The organism is Mesorhizobium sp. CA15 (genome assembly GCF_020165215.1).
Taxonomy (GTDB): Bacteria; Pseudomonadota; Alphaproteobacteria; order Rhizobiales; family Rhizobiaceae; genus Mesorhizobium.
Genome location: NZ_JAIUHQ010000003.1, coordinates 151,018 through 167,709, shown reverse-complemented (window position 1 = coordinate 167,709; position 16,692 = coordinate 151,018). Strand labels below are relative to the sequence as shown.

Sequence of the window (16,692 nt, the reverse complement as noted above, 5' to 3'; positions counted from 1 at the left end):
CTAGTATCGCTCGCGCGGCGGTCAATCCCACCTGCCCGGGCGCCGGCCGGCCGTCCGCCAGCATGAAGCCGCCTAGACTAGACGACTTCGACTTCCGTGGGCGACAGCGGTGCGAACATGCCGGCGAACTGTTTGCCGCGCGGCGCGGCATAGCCGCCGATCTTCGATGTCCTCAAGCCCACCTTGCACAGGCTCTCGGCCAGCGTGACGGCACAGACGACGCCATCGAGCACCGGAACGCCATGTTCTTCCGAAAGGCTTTTGGCAAGGTCGGCCATGCCGGCGCAGCCGAGCACGATGGCTTCGGCATGATCCTCGCTTATGGCGCGCGCGATCTCCTGCGATATCTTGTGCCTTGCATTCGAGCCCGGACGTTCGAGCTCAAGCACGGCGACTTCCGACGAGCGCACCTTGGCGCAGCGCGAGGCGAGACCGTATTTCGCCAGATTGTGCTCGATTGCGGGCACCGAGCGGGCAAGCGTGGTGACGACGCTGAACTTGCCGGCGATCAGGCTCGCCATATGGAACGCCGCCTCGCCGATGCCGATAACGGGGGCTCCGCTGGCACAGCGCGCTGCGTCGAGCCCGGTGTCGTCGAAACAGGCAATCACATAGGCATCGGCCGCCGGCGCCTTGCTCATCTCGGCAATGATGCCCGGCACGGCGAAGACCTCGTCGAAGTAGCCCTCGATGCTTGGCGGACCGTCGGCCGGATTGACCGCCAGGATTTCGGTTCCCGCGGAGGCGACGCTTTGCGCCGCCTCGCCGATCTTGACGGTCATCGAGGCGGTCGTGTTGGGGTTGATGACGAGTATGCGCATTGAAATCAGCCTCAGATCTCGCCGCCGAGATAAAGACGCTTGACCCGGTCGTCGGTCAGCAATTCGGCGGAGTTGCCACTCAGCGCGACGCTGCCGGTGGTGAGCGCATAAGCGCGCTGCGAGATACGCAGCGCCATGCGCGAATTCTGCTCAACCAGCAGCACGCTGACCTTCTCATCGCGGTTGATGGCGACGATCGAGCGGGCGATGTCCTGGACGAGTTTTGGCGCGACGCCGAGCGACGGCTCGTCAAGCAGCAGGAGCTTCGGCTTCGCCATCAGCGCGCGGCCGATGACCAGCATCTGCTGTTCGCCGCCGCTCATCGTGCCGGCGGCCTGCGAGAAGCGCTCCTTCAGCCGCGGAAAGCGCCCCAGAACCATCTCCATCGACGCGGCGATCTCGGATTTGCTGGTGCGGGTGAAAGCGCCCATCAGGAGGTTGTCCCTGACCGACATGAAGGGGAAGACGCGGCGTCCTTCCGGCACCATGGCGATACCCATCTTGACGATTTCGTCGGGAGCGGCGGCGTCGATGCGCTTGCCGCCATAATGGATCTCGCCTGACCTGATCTTGCGCAAGCCGGTGATGGCGCGAAGGATCGACGACTTGCCGGCGCCGTTGGCGCCGATCAGCGCGACGGTCTCGCCCTCGTTGACCTCGAGCGAGACGCCTTTCAGCGCATACACGTGATCGTAATAAAGCTCGACATTGGCGAAGTTCAGGATCTGGTTCATAGGCCGATCGCCTCGTCTTCGCTGCCCAGATAGGCTTCGATCACCTTCTCGTTGGCCTGGATTTCCGACGGCGTTCCTTCGGCGATCTTCTGCCCGAAATTGAGGACCACGATGCGGTCCGAGATTTTCATCACGGCCGGCATATCGTGCTCGACGAGCAGGATGGTGAGGCCGAGATCGCGCAGGCGCCGCACCATCGCCACCATGCGCATCGTTTCGTCGTGGTTCATGCCGGCGAAGGGCTCGTCGAGCAGCAAGATCGAAGGATCGGTGGCAAGGCCGATGGCGATGCCCAGCGCCCGTAAATGGCCGTGCGGCAGGTTGCGGGCGGTCTCATTGGCAAGCGAGGAGAGGCCGAGCAGCGCCAGGATTTCGTCGGCGGAGGCGCCGAAGGCCACCTCGTCGGCCTTCGCCACGCCGGTGCCGAGGAAAAAGCCGAGAAGGCTTGCCTTCGAGCGCAGGTGATGCGCGATGACGACGTTGTCGCGCACGCTCATGTTCTTGAAGATGGTGGTCTCCTGAAAGGTGCGCACGACGCCCTTGCGGGCGGCGATATGCGGCGCCATGCCTGAGATGCGTTCGCCCTTCAGGCGCACCTCGCCCGTCGTGGGCTTGAGGAAGGACGAGATCAGCTTGAACAAAGTCGACTTGCCGGCGCCGTTCGGGCCGATCACCGACAGGATTTCCTTCTCGCGCACCGAGAAGGAAATGTTGTTGACAGCGACCAGACCGCCGAAGCGCTTGGTGATGCCAGAGACTTCGAGCATTTCGGCCATGGCTCAAGCCTTCTTCCGGATCGAAGCCGCGAGGCTGAGCAGGCCGTTGGGCAGCACCAGCATCAGGACGATCATCAGGCCGGAATAGATGAGCAATTGGAATCGGCCGGTCTGGAACAGGAGGTCCCAGCCGAAATAGAGCACGAGCGTGCCGAGCATCGGACCGAACACATAGCCGAGGCCGCCGAGGAAACAGTTCAGCATGAAGTTGACGGAATCGGTGACCGTGAAGCTCGACGGATAGATCGATTGCGAGATGGCGGCAAAGATGGCGCCGGAAACGCCCCCGAAGAAGGACGACACGGCATAGGCAATGACGCGCAGATAGGCGATATTGACGCCGATCGAGGACGCAAGCTCCTCATTCTGCTGCAGCGACTGGCACAGTTTGCCCATGCGCGAATTGACCAGCCGGTACATGACCCCGAAGCAGACCACCATCAGCGTGACCGCCAGCAGATAGAAGGCGAGCCGCGAATTCTGCAGCGTGGCGAAATCCGGAATGATGGTCAGGCCGAAGACCGACAGCGCGCCGGGCAGCGGGATGCTGACGATGCCCTTGGCGCCGTTGGTGATCGGCAGCGCCAGCGCGAGCAGCCGCGCCACCTCCGTCAGCACCAGCGTGACCATGGCGAAATAGACGCCACGCAGCCGCAGGATCGGCAGGCCGATCAGCACGCTCGCAGCGGCGCAAAAAAGTCCGGCCACCGGCAAGGTCAACCAGAACGACCAGCCATAGTTCATCACCAGTATGGCCGAGACGTAGCCGCCCATCAGCGCATAGGCACCCTGGCCGATGTTGATGCGGCCGATATAGAAGGTGAGCCAGACACCTGCGCTGGCGATGCTGAGCAGCGCCACCGAGGTCAACGTGTAGTAGAGATCAAAACGGCCGCTTGCCGAGATCGCGGCCGGCACGGCGATGAAGACGATCGCCAGGAAGGCCGCGACCGATGCGATTTTCATGTTGCGGTTGCGGGTCATGGCGCCATCAACCCCACGGCTTGCCCATCAGCCCGTTGGGACGGACCGACAGGAACACCATCAGGGCAGCGAATATGACGAGGTAGGTCACGTCGCCATATTCGCGCAGCACGGTGAGCCCGACCGACTCCATCATTCCCAGGATGAAGCCGCCAGCGATCGCGCCGCCGACGACGCCGGCGCCGCCGATCATCACCATCAGGAAGGCCTTGATCGAGATCGGCCCGCCAATGCCCGAATTGACGCCGGTGATGGTGACCAGCAGCCCGCCGACGACGCCCGCGAGCATGGCGCCCATGGCAAAGCCGATCATCGAATAGCGATCGACGCGGACGCCCATCAGCTGGGCCGCGACGCGATCCTGGGCAAGCGCGCGCATGGCCCGCCCAACCCGGCTGTACTGCATATAGAGCACGAAGGCGGCGATGAAGACGATCGCCAGCACGCCGACGACCATACGATCGTAAGGCATGATGATGCCGGCATCGTTGAAGACGCCCTTGACTATCTTGGGAACGCCGCGCTGCTTTTCGCCGAACAGAAGCAGGATGACGGCGTCGAAGAAAAAGGCCGTCGCGGCAGCGAGCAGCATCGTGCTTTCCTCGCGATGGCTGCGCCTGATGACGGTGCGGAAGAGGAATTTCTCCATCAGCGCGCCGATGATAGCGAGCGTGACGCCGGAGGCGAGCAGCGCCACCACGAAAGGCAGGCCGAGCTGGCCGTAGACGGTGTAGGTGATGAACCCGCCCAGCACATACATCTGCCCGTGAGCGAAATTGAGCACGTTCATCAGGGCGAAGATCAGGGTCAAGCCCAGCGCGATCAGCGCGTATTGGGCACCGAGATACAATCCGTTGGCGATGACCTGTTCCATGGATACCTTCGATCTTCCGCGGGGTCCGGCCTATCGGACCCCGCGGCAAGCTGGAGGAATGACGCTCGAAGGTGGCGCTAGTCGACGGAACCGACGAACAAGGTCTGGAAAGCGCCGTCCTTATATTCGTTGACCACCATCGGCACCGAAAGCTGGCGCTTCTGGCCGAAGGAGGTCATGCCGACATAGCTGAGCTTCGCGTCGCCCTTCAGGAAGGGATTGGGCGCCGAGAAAGTGTCCATGGTCTTCTTGAATTCCTCGACGTTGTTGATGGCCGCCGGATTGGCCTTCAAGGTCTCGATGATGTATTCGAGCGCATAGACCTTGGTGTTTGACTCGTCGTTGTATTCGCCGAACATCTTGGTGTAGCGGGTGACGAATTCCTTCATCGCGTCCGATGCGATCTCCGGCGTGGAGGCGCCGCCGACGGAGATGAAGCCGTTGGCGTATTCGCCGGCGCCCTCTTCCAGGACCTTGGCGTCCTGCGCGGTTTCCGTCGAGATCAGGCCTTCATAGCCGAGCTCGCGGGCGGCGCGGATGAGCAGCGGCGCGTTGGCCGGGGCCACGCCGGACAGGACGAGCAGGTCGGGCTTCAAGGCGACGATCGGCGTCAGCACTGGCGTGAAGTCGCGGGTGTCATTCTGGTAGGTGTCGTTCTGGGCGACGACTTCCAGTCCAAGTGCCTTCGCCGCCTCGACGCCGCTGTCGCGCTGGCTGAGCGGGTCGGATTCATTGGCCGCGACAAAGGCGATCTTCTTCACGCCTTTGTTTTCCTTGAGATATTTGTAGATCGCAGGGCCTGACTGATAGTTGGCGATCATCCCGAGCACCGCATTGGAGGCCGGCTTCTGGTAGAGCGCCTTGGGGAAAGCGTAGGGAAAATAAATGATGCCGTTGGCCTCGGCGACGGGGCGCACCGCGGCGGCGCCGTCATCGACATTCGGCCCGACGACATAGTGGATGCCTTCCTGCGCCATCTTCTCCATGCCGGCGATGGCGCGCTTGGGATCCTTCTGGTCGTCGAAGGTGACGATATTGATCTTGTAGGTGTCGTTGCCGATCTTGACGCCACCTGTCTCGTTGATCCAGGCGGCGCGGGTCTGCATCGAGCGCACGTTCGACGTGCCCCAGGCGGCAGCGGGGCCGCTGGTAACGCCGACGAAGCCGATCTTCAGTTCCTTGTTTTCAGCCTGCGCGGACGAAATGCCGAGAGCGGCAAGCGCCAGGGTCGAGACGGCGCCGAGCGCCATTGATTTCAGAGTCGAGCGACGGTTGATCATAGTTTCAGTTCCCCTTGGTTATCGCGCTTTGTGTTTTGCTCGTAGGCTGCGCGTATAGCGTAAGGGAAACCGGCCGAGGTCGATTGTCAACATCTTTCTTCATTATTGTGTACAATGTCTGGGTCGACTGTGTGCGATGACCCGCAGACCCGCGAGAGGATCGGTATTCAAAAGAGGCCACGTCCGGCCAACCACAGCCACCCCGGCGAACTCCGATAAGTTCGCAGAGACCATAACGCAAAGAGGGTCGAGGCTTGTCGATAACGCTCCGAGGAACGCCGCCCCCAGGGAATCCTACTTCCCGCAATAGTTATCGTTGATGTAGTTCACCGCATTCGCGTCCGGTCCGACGCGGTGATACGCGCAGGCGCCCGCCGCCGTGGTGGTCATCTGCTGATCGTAATAGCGCGGACCGCCGAACAGCGTCTCGATGATGTCGTCGCTGGCTGGAACATAACGCTCCTGTTTGACGACGCGGTAGCGATGCTGTTCGCCAGCGGCGGCCGGGCCCGCCATCATGGCTGCTGCGGCAAGCACGAGCGCGGCGATTGCAAAATATTTCGTCATGGCAGCGACCTTCTGGCAATTCGGATCTGCAGCATAGTCAAAATCGCCAGTGGAACAAAAGTTCCCGTTTCGCACTCGCGGCCGGTGAGTTCCTCGACACAGAAATTTGTGCGATGCGCATCATGGATAGGGGAGCAGTTCGCGCTCGAGGTGTCGATCGATCGCCGCCACGTTCAGCAGCAGCATTTGAGCGATCAGCAAGGATGGGGTGCGACAAAAACCGCAGCCGAGACCAAGACTCCTGTATGTTCGCCCGATTGCGATCAAGGAATTAGGAAGGAACTACCCAATGGACTTGTTCAAACTGGACGGCGACGTCGCGCTGGTCACCGGCGCCGGCAGCGGCATCGGTCAGGCCATAGCGGTCGGCCTTGCTGAGGCCGGTGCCGACGTCGCGTGCTTCGGTCACGCCTCGAAGGGAGGGCTCGAGGCGACGGCGCAGAGGATCACCGCGCTCGGCCGCAAGGCGCTTGCGATAACCGGCTCGGTGACTTCGGAAACCGATCTTGCCGCCGCCGTCGAGCGTATCGAAAGGGAGCTCGGCCCGCTTACGGTTGCCGTCAACAATGCAGGTATAGGCGGCGCACACGCGGCCGAGACCTTGCCGCTGGCCACGTGGGAAGAACTTTACGGCATCAATGTCGGCGGTGTGTTCTTGTCCTGCCAGGCCGAGGCTCGCGTGATGCTGCCGCGCCGCAAGGGATCGATCATCAACGTGGCCTCCATGTCCGGCTCGATCGTCAACCGTGGTCTCCTCCAGACGCACTACAACTCGTCGAAGGCAGCGGTCATTCACATGACCAAGAGCCTGGCGATGGAATGGTCGGACCGCGGACTGCGGCTCAACGTGCTCAGCCCCGGATACACGCTGACCCCGATGAACCGGAGGCCGGAAGTGGCCGAGCAAGTGAAGAACTTCGAGCGCGATACGCCCATGGGTCGCCTCGCGGCACCCGAGGAGATGATAGGCCCGGCGGTGTTTCTGGCCAGTCGAGCCGCGTCTTTCGTTACCGGCATCGATCTCATCGTGGATGGCGGCTTCGTGTGCTGGTAGCAGAAGCGAAGCGCGGCGCGCTTCGTACTTAAATCGAAGGACGTCGCGGCCTTGGCAAAGGCCGCGGGAAACGCGTCGCGATCCGACCCGAAACCGGGATCCGCCGTTGCATTTGTGCCAGGTCGCCCGCCTTCTCAAGCGCAGCGGCCGGCAGTGGCTAGTTATGGTGGATTTCCGTGCCGAGCACCTTCAGACACTCACGAATGAAGGCAGCAAGTGCGGTCCACCCTTTGGCCGAAACCATCGTGCCGTCTACATAGGCGTCGGTGGGCGAGAGGTCGATATAGGTGCCGCCCGCAAGGGTGACCTCCGGCTCGCAGGCCGCCAGCGCACCGACCTTCTTGCCGCGCACGACACCATCCACCGCTATCAGAATCTGCACGCCGTGGCAGATCGTGAAGATCGGCTTCCTGGTCTCGTGGAAGTGGCGGACCATGGCCTGAACGCGCTTGTCGGTGCGGATGTATTCCGGTCCGCGGCCGCCGGCGCAGTAGACCGCATCATACTGGTCGATCTGCCTTTCCGCCTCCGAAAACGTCTTGTTGATCAGCGCGTAGTGTCCGGGCTTCTCGGTATAGGTCTGGTCGCCCTCAAAGTCGTGCAGCGAGGTCTTGATCCGGTCTCCGGCGTTCTTGTCGGGGCACACGACATGGATGGTATGGCCTACAGCTTCCATGGCCTGCTGATAGACGAAGATTTCGTATTCCTCGGTGAACTCTCCGGTCAGCATCAGTATCTTTTTGGCTGGCATGGTCTTCCTCTCGGTTGCGTGGCAGTGCAAGGCGCGCCTTGGGTTTTGGGCATCGGATTGTGGATGTCAGCAAAGGGCATGTTTCACCCGCCTGGAACGTCCGGCCGCCTATTCGAACGCAGGCAGGAGCCTGTCGCGCGAGTTCTCGATGTGCACCCGCATGGCCCTTCGCGCCGCGTTCGCATCGCCGGCTGCGAAAGCCGAGAGAATGGCTTCGTGCTCGTCGAGAGCCTCCTCGGTTACGCGCGAGTGGTACATCAGCCGGAAAATGTGAAAATGCGTGTGCTGGTGGTTCAGCGTCTCGCGGATGATCTCGTTCTGCGCGAACTCCATGATCTTGTCATGGAAGATCGCATCCTGGCGGGCGAAGTTGGAATAGCGAAGGCGCTCGTCCCTGCCCTCGCCGCGGGTCATGACCCCCGCCGCCTCTTGCAGGGCCGCCAGCCGGGCAGCGTCCAGGCCGGCCGCTGCCTTGGCCGCGGCGGCAGGCTCAAGCAAAAGGCGCAATTCGTAAAGCTCGTCAAAACGCCGGCGTGTGATCTGCGGTGCGGCGCGATAGCCGATCAGATGGGTCTTGATCACCAGGCCTTCGCCTTCCAGACGCCCGAGAGCCTCGCGGATCGGCGTATGCGAGACATCCAGCTCCCGGACGAGATTGTCCACGGTTATGCGCGACCCCGGCGCGATCTTGAGCGACATGAGTTGCTGGAAGATCGCCTCGTAGACGTCTCCCGCGAGGCTGTTTGCGCGCTGGATTCTGCCCGTCGGCCGCGCGTCATCATCAAGCTTCACATCGGGGTTCTGCATCTTTTTGCCTCTTGACAGGAAGGACCACTAACACGATGCTCCGGCCAATTCAATCCTATATCCTATACGATTTTATAGCGGATACGCCTAAATGGAAGCGATGGATCGCCGATCCATACTGGAAGGGCTCACTCGATGACCTTGTTCGCCGCAGCGCGATTGCCGCGTGAAATCTTATTCGGCAAAGGCCAGCGCCAGGTGCTGCCGCAGGTCGCATCCAGGCATGGCAAGCGCGCGCTCGTCTGCACGGACGAGCGCTTCGCGGCAACGGCCATATTCGGCGAGATGATGGCCGCGCTGAGGAATACCTCGGTTGAAATCCTTGTCCATGACCGCACTCTGCCGGACGTGCCTCGGGACAGCGTCGCGGTCTGTGTTGCCGAGGCGAAGGATTTCAAACCCGACATGGTCGTTGGGATCGGTGGCGGAAGCTGCCTCGACATGGCCAAATGCGCGGCGCTGCTGATCAGTCATGGCGGCAGGCTTCAGGACTACTATGGCGAGTTCAAGGTCCCGGGCCCAACGCTGCCGCTGATTGCCGTGCCGACCACCGCCGGCACCGGCTCGGAGGTGACGCCCGTAGCCGTCATTTCCGATCCGGAGCGCCTGCTGAAGGTCGGCATTTCAAGTCCTCACCTCATCGCCGCCGTCGCGCTATGCGACCCGGAGCTGACCGCGACTTGCCCGCCCGCGCTCACGGCAATTGCAGGCGCCGATGCCCTGACGCACGCCATCGAAGCCTTTACGGCGGCGAGACGCGGAACCGATCCGACACTGCCGCAGCAGCACGTCTTTGTGGGCAAGAGCGCTCTCACCGACCATTTCGCGCTATTGGCCGTCAAGCTTCTTGGCCGCAGCCTGGAAAGGGCCTACCGGGACGGTGCGGACGAGGATGCGCGCGCCGATGTGATGATGGGCGCCTTGGCGGCCGGCTGCGCCTTCGGCACGGCCGGGACGGCCGCCGCCCATGCCGTGCAATATCCGGTTGGCGCGCTCACCCACACGCCGCATGGGTTGGGGGTGGCGACCATGCTTCCCTATGTGATGAACTACAACCTGCCCGCCGCCGCCAGCGAGTTTGCCGAGGTTGGTGCAGCACTCGGTCTTCCCCATGCCGACATTGAACTCAAGGACAGGGCTTCCGCGACCATCGCAGAGGTCTCACGGCTTTTCGGCTCGATCGGCATCACACGGACGCTGGCCGAGCTGGGCTTGCCTGCCGGCAAGATCGAGTGGACCGCCGAGCAGGCGCTCGGCATCGACCGCCTGATCAAGAACAACCCCCGCCCTTTCGACGCCGCCGCGATGCGACGGCTGGTGCGAGCGGCCTATGACGGCGACATGCCCGCCGTTCTGATGTGAAACAGGAGACACCTCATGAACGCTTCTCCAGGGCTTTTGGACGAGGAGGACATCTCCGAATATGCCACGTTCTCACACGGGCTCTATATCGGCGGGCAATGGCGGCCCTCGTCGGACGGGCGCGTTATCGAGGTGGTCGATCCATCGACGGAATCCGTCATCGCGGCTGTTCCCGATGCTACGCTCGCTGACGCCGCGGCCGCCGTCGACGCCGCGGCCAAGGCGGCGGCTGCTTGGCGCGAAACGGCCCCACGCAAACGGTCGGAGATCCTGAGACGTTGCTTCGAACTGATGACCCAGCGGGCGGAGACGCTGGCCGTGCTGATTTCGTTGGAGAACGGCAAGGCGCTGCGCGATGCACGCAGCGAAGTCGCTTATGCGGCCGAGTTCTTTCGGTGGAACGCCGAGGAAGCGGTTCGCATCAGCGGCGAGTTCGGCCTTGCGCCTTCCGGCGCAAACCGCATCGTCATCGACTACCAGCCGATCGGCATATGTGTGCTGATCACGCCATGGAATTTTCCAGCTGCCATGGCCACACGCAAGATCGCGCCCGCGCTCGCAGCCGGCTGTACCGTGATCCTGAAGCCCGCCAGCGAAACGCCGCTGACTGCCTATGCGCTTGCCGCGCTGTATGAGGACGCCGGCGTCCCGCCCGGTGTCGTGAACGTTCTCACCACGTCCAATCCGGGACCGCTGACCGCTGCCATGCTCGCCGACCCGCGAATGCGCAAACTCTCGTTCACCGGCTCCACCGGCGTTGGGCGCGTTCTTCTGGCCGAAGCCGCCAGGCACGTCATCTCCTGTTCGATGGAGCTTGGCGGCAACGCTCCCTTTGTCGTGTTCGACGACGCCGACCTGGAGGCAGCGCTCGACGGAGCGATGATTGCCAAGATGCGCAACGCCGGCGAAGCATGCACTGCCGCCAACCGGCTTTATGTCCAGGCGGGTATCCATGATGCTTTCGCGGAGGGACTGCGCAAGCGCATGGCCGCCCTCAAGGTAGGCCCCGGCACGGACGTCGAGACCGAATGCGGCCCGATGATCACTCGCAAAGCCATCGAGAAAATCGACCGGCTTGTCAAAGACGCGGTCCGTCGCGGTGCAAAGGTGCTGTGCGGAGGCGCAGCCTCGGATGACAAGGGCTATTTCTACCCGCCGACGGTTCTTTGCGACGTTGCCCCGGATGCGGAGATGGCGCACGAGGAAATATTCGGTCCCGTCGCTCCAATCATGCGCTTCGACGATGAGGCCGAAGTCATCGCGCGCGCCAACGACACCGAATACGGGTTGGCGGCCTACATCTACACGCGCGATCTGGCCAAGGGCATGCGCGTGGCATCAAGGATCGAGTCGGGTATGATAGCGCTGAACCGGGGCCTGATGTCCGACCCTGCGGCTCCCTTCGGCGGCGTCAAGCAGAGCGGCCTGGGACGCGAAGGCGGGCAAAAGCACGGCATCAGCGAGTTCCTGGAAGCCAAGTATATCGCCGTGACGATGTGAGGGCGCAGGCATGACCAGGGATCCGTTTCGCATCCGCGACCACGTTACGGAGTTCGACGATATCGTCGCCGAGATCGTTCGCCGCAGCGCGGAGACCCGGGCGAAAATCCCGAGCGTCGCCGATATCGCCTACGGACCGGACGCCGCCGAAACCGTCGATCTGTTCTGTCCCCTGGGAAAACGCGATCGCCTGCCGGTGCACATGTTCATCCACGGCGGCTACTGGCGCATGTTCTCCAAGCGCGATTATTCCTATGTCGCGGACACGGTGACGCGGGCGGGCGCGATCGCGATCATCGTCGACTATTCACTGATGCCCTCGGTGAGGATGGCCGCCATCGTCGAGCAGGTGCGCCGAGCCAAGCGTTGGGTGCTCGAGCACATCGCCGAGCATGGCGGCGATTGCGGCCGCCTGACGGTCAGCGGGCACTCCGCCGGCGCCCATCTGGCGACGATGCTGTTCAACGATGACGGCCGATCATCAAGCGTTAAAGGCGCGCTGCTGCTTGGCGGCTTGTACGAGTTGAAGCCGCTGCAGACCTCCTTCCTTGCCGCCGAGATCGCCATAACGGACGAGGAGGCCGCCAGCCTGTCGCCGCTGACACATCGCTTCGATCCCGCCGTAGAGGTCGAGATTGCTGTTGGAGCCGAGGAAACGCCGCCGTTTCACAGCCAGGCCGAGGCATTTGCGAAGCATCTGCGAAAACAAGGGCTGGCAGTCTCTCAAACCGCCCTCTCCGGTGCCAATCACATGAGCAGCGTTCGCGACCTTGGAGTGAGTGGAACCGAGGCATCGGATCGTCTGGCCAAGCTCATCGCCACATAGAGCCCTATCCAGATACCGGGCCGCTGGCCTGCGAAGTGGAATGCTGCGCTCAATCCCGCTCAAGCGGCGCAGGCCGCAAGCGCGCCGGCTGCATGGGGCGGCTATGGCGACAAAAGCGTCAAACCGTAAGAGACCGTAGCCGCTCAAAAAGTTCCCCGCGTTGAAGGCTGCCGTCGCCCGAACCATCAGATGCGCAAGCGTCTCCGGCGACCTGCCGCGCGTCAGTCGCGCGATATGGACAGCCCGGCGAGAAGCGGCGCGTGCGCGGCAAGCCTGCGGGACATGAACTCGGTGAAGAGCCGCACGCGCTTCGTCTTGCGGGACTCCCCCTGCGTGAGAAGCCAGAGCGTTCCGTACATGTGTAGGTCGGTTCCCGGCACGCGCTTGGCGCGACAGAGAAACATTGTGCGCCTTCGAGCGCTTCATCCGCTCCTTGTGGACTGTCCACACCGCGGGCCCTTCCAAGGAAGGCAGCCAGTTCGACGAGGTCTAGCCACCGGTCACCAAGTCGCTGGCCGGCTCAGATCTCGAGCAGCGCATAGGGCCGGCCCGTCGGCTTCGCGACGTGCATGGCGACATTGTAGACTTTCGCGCCGCCGGGAGTTTGACCTTCGAAGGTGCCTCGATGCGCGTGACCATGCACGACGGCGCTCACCTTGAACCGGTCGATCGTTTCGGCCAGCCGGGAAGAGCCGAGGAACGGGAAGATTTCAGGCGGCTCGCCAGCGACCGTTTCCGCGATCGGGGCGTAGTGAAGCACAACAAGTGTCCGCTTGGCGCGGACTTGCCGCATGGCATTTTCCAGCCGCATCGCCTCGCTGACGCTCTCGGCCACCATGGCCTTGATTGCCGGCTCACCGAAGGACCCGAGCATCCTCGAGCCGAACCCGCCAACAAAACCTTTGACGCCGACAAAGCCGACTTCCATCAGTTCCGTCGCCTGTCCGTCGAGGAGGTAAACGCCGGCCTGGCGAAGTGTCGCCGCTATCTGCTCGGCGCAATCGGATTCGTAGTCGTGGTTGCCGAGCACCGCGACCACGGGAATCGAGCAGGCCCGGAGATCCTCGGCCAAAAGCTCGGCCTCCTTCGGCTTGCCGAGATTGGTGAGGTCGCCGGTAAGCACCAGGACGTCGGCTTCGCGCGAAACCTCGCCGAACAGGTCGCGATGGGAGGTTTGGGCATCTTCCTGAACATGCAGATCTCCTACCGCGGCGACTTTGATTTTGCCGTTTCCGCTCGTTTTGCTTGCCCTGCTTTGTTCAGCCATCGTGAAATTCTCCAACGCCGCCGACACCGGCAAAGCCCCATTCCTTGACATCGATCTCGTAGTCGACCTGCGACAGCAGTCGACCGCGGCAGATCTTCATCCTCGGTGAAGGCAATTGCCGCTGCCTGGCGAGCCGGTCGAGCAGATCGTCAAGCAACCAGTCGGGAATGCGGTCGCGTTCGCTGGGATAGATCCAGCGGAAATTCAGCAACTGCATCAGCAGCACCTCCCAGTGAATGTCGAGATAAGACAGCAGCCTTTGCCAGTCGATCTGCTCATGTGCTTTGAGGATGGTATGGGCGATATCGGCGCCATCGTGCCGTCCCCTGTCCTGGATGAAGCATTTCGACCAGATAAGTTCCGTAGGTCCGATGATCCTGACCCGGCTGCCCAGCAGCTCGACCTGCCGGGCATGCTCCAGCCACTGGTCCTCGACCTGCATGGTGCCGTTGGCGGAAGCAAAGATCACGTCGAAGAAATGCGGACCTTCGAAGACTTTCCCCAGCCAGCGATCGTCCTCGATCACGACGGCGTAGCCGATATCCTTGAAATGGGCGAGGATGCGCGGACAATCGCCTGCCTTGCAGAAGATATCGAGGTCCTTGGTCTGGCGCACGACGCCGGTATAGGCGCTCACCGCATATGTTCCGGCAACCAGAAAAGGAATGTCCGTGGCGGCGAGCTCGCGGATCGCGTGCGTATAGAAAGCTTCCGCCTCCGCGCTCTTCAGCGTCGGCTCCGCCTTGGCGTCGATCACAGGCAGCGTCGCCAGCACGCCCGGCAACTCGTCATCGGCCATCGACCGTTGCTCCGAGCTCAAATCTTCATCCGGGATGTAAACAGCAACCTGACCGGCTGGTTCCGTCGCCGGCGACTGTGGGTGAGCCTCACCTCAGTCCCCTTGCTTGCGGTATAGGCGCTCGGTTGCACGATCGCTCTCGCGGCGTTCGGCCGGCCCTCGGTGCCGGCGGGTCAAAAGAGCATAAACGAGCACGAGCAGGAGAATAATCGGCCCGCCGATCACGACGAAGGCCCACAGATCGACACCGAGCATGGCTTTTCCTTCCCGGTTGGAGGCGGTCGGTCGTCCGGCTAACCGAGTTGGCGGCCAAATGTTCCGCCCACCGTCCGTGCGAGGCGACAGTTAAGCCGATCTCGACTCACGGCCGTGCCCATGCTCGACGAGACGGAACGTAGCGGTCGCGTCCAGGTTTACTGAAGAAGCGCTCTCCATGGAGAATGGGATCGCTGAAGGCATTCCGCAGGCATTGCGGAGCCAATTGAAAGCCCGGTCTGCTTATCCTCGTTGGTGACACAGGAGCGCAGACCGGGCCTGCCTCGGTGAGGGAACTAAGGCCGCCGCAGTCTGCCCCACGATCGGTCGCGCCGCCTTAACATAGGTTGTTGTCGCAAACGCCGATTGAAGGATGATGCCGTGTCCGATCACCGGTTCAGCGGCAAAGCGGCCATGCGCTATCGCAGCAAACGTTTTCGCAAACCGGTCGTGGTGCAGCCAGGTCGCATCGACCGTGACCGCGTCGTCGTGTCGGTGCTGGATGCGGCTGACGTGCTTTTGCACGATTGGCCCAAGCCTCATTTGAGGACACGGCGCCGCGCGATCCAGGCCTGCCTTGCGGTGTTGCGCAATCAGGAGCCGCCAAGGGTCGCACGCCAGGCTTTCATCGCTGCTGCCGAGGACGCCAGAATATTGCTTGGCGACCAGAGCTGAGATCAGGAGGCCGGCGGGTCCGCTGCCCCGGTGTGCTGGCCGCCATCCATGGCGAGCCGAGATTTTGCCCGCCCCGATCTGATCCACCAGCCAGCGGGATCGTTCCAGCAAAAGGCGGCTTCTCGCGATGGCCATCCCGTTTCTCCGATCAGGCGCTCGGTATGCCGCCGGGTGCGACGGAGGACTTCCGAACCGCACCGAGCCGCATGTTCCGTGCAGCGGCCGGCGGAACGTTTACCGGCGGACCTTGTTCTTCAACCAGGAGGAACGGTGATGACCGACGACAAGAACCAGCGTGATTTCCGCGACCGCGACCGAATATCGGGCGACGAAGAATATGAGGTCGCGTATTTCGCGCGGAAATTCCAGCTGACGATGCCCGAAGCCCGGGAGCTTATTCGCAAACACGGCAATGACCGCGCGACGCTGGAGCGCGAAGCCAAGGCGCTCGGTTCCCGTTAGGCCGGAATGACCTGGCGCGGATGCGACTGGCTGAAGCCGCCGGCGAAGGGAATGCGCGCGCAAAGCCAGTGTGATGACCGAAGCGCCAATGTCTCCAGACGTGTCGTTGCAGCGCCGAAGCTTCAAAGAATTTCCGACTCCCTCTCATGGGTTAATGCGCGACCGCGAGACCGGGAGCATTCGTTGACTGCAAGAGAAATAAGCGCGGCTTAGGGAGGTGCGGCGTGATCAAATATCATCCTGTCCGGCTGAACGAACTCATCGAGCACTATATGGAAACGCGTTCCTCGCACCGCTCGCCGGTGTCGGTGGCCGCGGCCACGCGGGCCATCCTGACTGTCATGCCGGATTGCTCGATAGAGTCTCCTCAATTGAGCAACATGATCGCGCGGTCGGCCGTCAAGCACGGACACGCCGTCAGCTTCGACTTGATGTCGGTCTAATCCGGCGAGGATCTGTCAAGGGGCCGCAAGGCCGGCGCGTCATGTCCAACGGTGGCGCGCCGGATCGGTCGGCAGTGGGCTTGTCAAGCCCGCGATCTCGACAACACGAGAGGAACGCGGCTGCATCGTAGCCGGTGGCGGACACTCGCGGCAGCCGCTTCTCAGCGCTTGGCTCACGACGCATGATCAATCGGCGGCTCCGGCCGTCGAGATCGGTCATGCCCATTTCGACGCGATCTTGACCAGGCGCTTCCAAGGCCTCGTGGCTGGCCGCGACGGGATCAATAGCCGTGAAACCGAGCGCGAAAATCGCGGCTGTGATATCCTGCTCAGGAAAATACGCGTCTCCAGGACGGTGCACGAGCATCGACGACTTTCTCGTCCATATGCGCTTCCTGCGGCAGTCGTCCGCGGCAAAGGGACGTTAACATAGGTAAGGTCGTTGCCCGATCGTT

The 16,692-nt window shown here is 62.5% G+C and carries 19 protein-coding genes and 1 pseudogene; 7 read left to right on the top strand and 13 right to left on the bottom strand.

The genetic code is table 11. The features are described 5' to 3' along the window. Positions 1 to 77 precede the first annotated feature (77 nt). The 7 genes from LB515_RS07450 to LB515_RS07420 form a co-directional block, all read right to left on the bottom strand. Positions 78 to 821, bottom strand: a complete 744-nt coding sequence (locus tag LB515_RS07450; RefSeq protein WP_095768822.1) for an aspartate/glutamate racemase family protein — start codon at positions 819 to 821, stop codon at positions 78 to 80. Positions 822 to 832: 11 nt separating this feature from the next. After that, on the bottom strand, positions 833 to 1,555 hold the full coding sequence (locus tag LB515_RS07445; protein WP_095768823.1) for an ABC transporter ATP-binding protein: 723 nt from the start codon (positions 1,553 to 1,555) through the stop codon (positions 833 to 835). Beyond that, positions 1,552 to 2,331, bottom strand: a complete 780-nt coding sequence (locus tag LB515_RS07440; protein ID WP_095768824.1) for an ABC transporter ATP-binding protein — start codon at positions 2,329 to 2,331, stop codon at positions 1,552 to 1,554. The genes LB515_RS07445 and LB515_RS07440 overlap by 4 nt, the downstream gene beginning before the upstream one ends. Positions 2,332 to 2,334: 3 nt before the next feature. Further along, positions 2,335 to 3,297 carry a branched-chain amino acid ABC transporter permease gene (locus LB515_RS07435; protein ID WP_224707288.1) on the bottom strand — a complete coding sequence of 321 codons (963 nt, stop codon included), beginning with the start codon at positions 3,295 to 3,297 and terminating at the stop codon, positions 2,335 to 2,337. A gap of 25 nt (positions 3,298 to 3,322) precedes the next feature. Beyond that, the gene (locus tag LB515_RS07430) at positions 3,323 to 4,189 is read right to left on the bottom strand and encodes a branched-chain amino acid ABC transporter permease (protein ID WP_224707287.1); all 867 of its coding nucleotides are present in this window, start codon (positions 4,187 to 4,189) and stop codon (positions 3,323 to 3,325) included. A 77-nt stretch (positions 4,190 to 4,266) separates the two neighbouring features. Further along, on the bottom strand, positions 4,267 to 5,469 hold the full coding sequence (locus LB515_RS07425) for an ABC transporter substrate-binding protein (protein WP_224527774.1): 1,203 nt from the start codon (positions 5,467 to 5,469) through the stop codon (positions 4,267 to 4,269). A 294-nt stretch (positions 5,470 to 5,763) separates the two neighbouring features. Next, positions 5,764 to 6,036, bottom strand: a complete 273-nt coding sequence (locus tag LB515_RS07420; RefSeq protein ID WP_095768828.1) for a hypothetical protein — start codon at positions 6,034 to 6,036, stop codon at positions 5,764 to 5,766. A 289-nt stretch (positions 6,037 to 6,325) separates the two neighbouring features. On the opposite strand from LB515_RS07420, the gene LB515_RS07415 reads away from it, so the two are divergent. After that, complete coding sequence (locus tag LB515_RS07415; RefSeq protein WP_224707285.1) at positions 6,326 to 7,090, top strand: SDR family oxidoreductase; 765 nt, start codon at positions 6,326 to 6,328, stop codon at positions 7,088 to 7,090. Between the two features lie 157 nt (positions 7,091 to 7,247). Here the strand turns inward: LB515_RS07415 and LB515_RS07410 are convergent, their stop codons facing one another. Then, complete coding sequence (locus LB515_RS07410) at positions 7,248 to 7,841, bottom strand: DJ-1/PfpI family protein (RefSeq protein WP_224527768.1); 594 nt, start codon at positions 7,839 to 7,841, stop codon at positions 7,248 to 7,250. A gap of 108 nt (positions 7,842 to 7,949) precedes the next feature. After that, positions 7,950 to 8,648 (bottom strand): GntR family transcriptional regulator, encoded by a 699-nt coding sequence (locus LB515_RS07405; RefSeq protein ID WP_224601112.1) that lies wholly within the window; start codon positions 8,646 to 8,648, stop codon positions 7,950 to 7,952. Between the two features lie 135 nt (positions 8,649 to 8,783). On the opposite strand from LB515_RS07405, the gene LB515_RS07400 reads away from it, so the two are divergent. The 3 genes from LB515_RS07400 to LB515_RS07390 are packed head-to-tail and all read left to right on the top strand — an operon-like array spanning position 8,784 to position 12,336. After that, positions 8,784 to 10,010, top strand: a complete 1,227-nt coding sequence (locus LB515_RS07400; RefSeq protein ID WP_224707284.1) for an iron-containing alcohol dehydrogenase — start codon at positions 8,784 to 8,786, stop codon at positions 10,008 to 10,010. A gap of 15 nt (positions 10,011 to 10,025) precedes the next feature. Further along, on the top strand, positions 10,026 to 11,510 hold the full coding sequence (locus tag LB515_RS07395; protein ID WP_224707283.1) for an NAD-dependent succinate-semialdehyde dehydrogenase: 1,485 nt from the start codon (positions 10,026 to 10,028) through the stop codon (positions 11,508 to 11,510). Between the two features lie 10 nt (positions 11,511 to 11,520). Next, a complete protein-coding gene (locus LB515_RS07390; protein ID WP_224707282.1) occupies positions 11,521 to 12,336 on the top strand; it encodes an alpha/beta hydrolase in 816 nt (271 codons plus the stop codon). 221 nt (positions 12,337 to 12,557) lie between these two features. Here the strand turns inward: LB515_RS07390 and LB515_RS07385 are convergent. The 4 genes and pseudogenes from LB515_RS07385 to LB515_RS07370 form a co-directional block, all read right to left on the bottom strand. Then, a pseudogene (locus LB515_RS07385) lies at positions 12,558 to 12,719 on the bottom strand (LysR family transcriptional regulator); the annotation flags it as partial. Positions 12,720 to 12,856: 137 nt separating this feature from the next. Then, positions 12,857 to 13,603: a metallophosphoesterase gene (locus LB515_RS07380; RefSeq protein ID WP_224707281.1), complete on the bottom strand. Its 747-nt coding sequence runs from the start codon at positions 13,601 to 13,603 to the stop codon at positions 12,857 to 12,859. Next, positions 13,596 to 14,402, bottom strand: coding sequence for a hypothetical protein (locus tag LB515_RS07375; protein WP_095768838.1), 807 nt, complete (start codon positions 14,400 to 14,402; stop codon positions 13,596 to 13,598). The genes LB515_RS07380 and LB515_RS07375 overlap by 8 nt, the downstream gene beginning before the upstream one ends. 93 nt (positions 14,403 to 14,495) lie before the next feature. Continuing rightward, positions 14,496 to 14,657: a hypothetical protein gene (locus LB515_RS07370; protein ID WP_224601105.1), complete on the bottom strand. Its 162-nt coding sequence runs from the start codon at positions 14,655 to 14,657 to the stop codon at positions 14,496 to 14,498. A 366-nt stretch (positions 14,658 to 15,023) separates the two neighbouring features. Between LB515_RS07370 and LB515_RS07365 the strand changes: the two genes are divergently transcribed. The 3 genes from LB515_RS07365 to LB515_RS07355 all read left to right on the top strand — a co-directional run bounded on the left by LB515_RS07365 (position 15,024) and on the right by LB515_RS07355 (position 16,237). Next, entirely contained in the window at positions 15,024 to 15,332 is a 309-nt protein-coding gene (locus LB515_RS07365; RefSeq protein ID WP_224632579.1) for a DUF982 domain-containing protein, read from the top strand. A 273-nt stretch (positions 15,333 to 15,605) separates the two neighbouring features. After that, positions 15,606 to 15,794, top strand: coding sequence for a DUF3606 domain-containing protein (locus LB515_RS07360; RefSeq protein WP_224629451.1), 189 nt, complete (start codon positions 15,606 to 15,608; stop codon positions 15,792 to 15,794). A gap of 224 nt (positions 15,795 to 16,018) precedes the next feature. Further along, the gene (locus LB515_RS07355) at positions 16,019 to 16,237 is read left to right on the top strand and encodes a hypothetical protein (RefSeq protein ID WP_140844354.1); all 219 of its coding nucleotides are present in this window, start codon (positions 16,019 to 16,021) and stop codon (positions 16,235 to 16,237) included. Positions 16,238 to 16,692 lie beyond the last annotated feature (455 nt).

What these genes read in the sequence shown, in the direction of transcription:
- LB515_RS07450 (WP_095768822.1), bottom strand. Translation starts at nt 821, where the DNA reads ATGCGCATACTCGTCATCAACCCCAACACGACCGCCTCGATGACCGTC.
- LB515_RS07445 (WP_095768823.1), bottom strand. Translation starts at nt 1,555, where the DNA reads ATGAACCAGATCCTGAACTTCGCCAATGTCGAGCTTTATTACGATCAC.
- LB515_RS07440 (WP_095768824.1), bottom strand. Translation starts at nt 2,331, where the DNA reads ATGGCCGAAATGCTCGAAGTCTCTGGCATCACCAAGCGCTTCGGCGGT.
- LB515_RS07435 (WP_224707288.1), bottom strand. Translation starts at nt 3,297, where the DNA reads ATGAAAATCGCATCGGTCGCGGCCTTCCTGGCGATCGTCTTCATCGCC.
- LB515_RS07430 (WP_224707287.1), bottom strand. Translation starts at nt 4,189, where the DNA reads ATGGAACAGGTCATCGCCAACGGATTGTATCTCGGTGCCCAATACGCG.
- LB515_RS07425 (WP_224527774.1), bottom strand. Translation starts at nt 5,469, where the DNA reads ATGATCAACCGTCGCTCGACTCTGAAATCAATGGCGCTCGGCGCCGTC.
- LB515_RS07420 (WP_095768828.1), bottom strand. Translation starts at nt 6,036, where the DNA reads ATGACGAAATATTTTGCAATCGCCGCGCTCGTGCTTGCCGCAGCAGCC.
- LB515_RS07415 (WP_224707285.1), top strand. Translation starts at nt 6,326, where the DNA reads ATGGACTTGTTCAAACTGGACGGCGACGTCGCGCTGGTCACCGGCGCC.
- LB515_RS07410 (WP_224527768.1), bottom strand. Translation starts at nt 7,841, where the DNA reads ATGCCAGCCAAAAAGATACTGATGCTGACCGGAGAGTTCACCGAGGAA.
- LB515_RS07405 (WP_224601112.1), bottom strand. Translation starts at nt 8,648, where the DNA reads ATGCAGAACCCCGATGTGAAGCTTGATGATGACGCGCGGCCGACGGGC.
- LB515_RS07400 (WP_224707284.1), top strand. Translation starts at nt 8,784, where the DNA reads ATGACCTTGTTCGCCGCAGCGCGATTGCCGCGTGAAATCTTATTCGGC.
- LB515_RS07395 (WP_224707283.1), top strand. Translation starts at nt 10,026, where the DNA reads ATGAACGCTTCTCCAGGGCTTTTGGACGAGGAGGACATCTCCGAATAT.
- LB515_RS07390 (WP_224707282.1), top strand. Translation starts at nt 11,521, where the DNA reads ATGACCAGGGATCCGTTTCGCATCCGCGACCACGTTACGGAGTTCGAC.
- LB515_RS07380 (WP_224707281.1), bottom strand. Translation starts at nt 13,603, where the DNA reads ATGGCTGAACAAAGCAGGGCAAGCAAAACGAGCGGAAACGGCAAAATC.
- LB515_RS07375 (WP_095768838.1), bottom strand. Translation starts at nt 14,402, where the DNA reads ATGGCCGATGACGAGTTGCCGGGCGTGCTGGCGACGCTGCCTGTGATC.
- LB515_RS07370 (WP_224601105.1), bottom strand. Translation starts at nt 14,657, where the DNA reads ATGCTCGGTGTCGATCTGTGGGCCTTCGTCGTGATCGGCGGGCCGATT.
- LB515_RS07360 (WP_224629451.1), top strand. Translation starts at nt 15,606, where the DNA reads ATGACCGACGACAAGAACCAGCGTGATTTCCGCGACCGCGACCGAATA.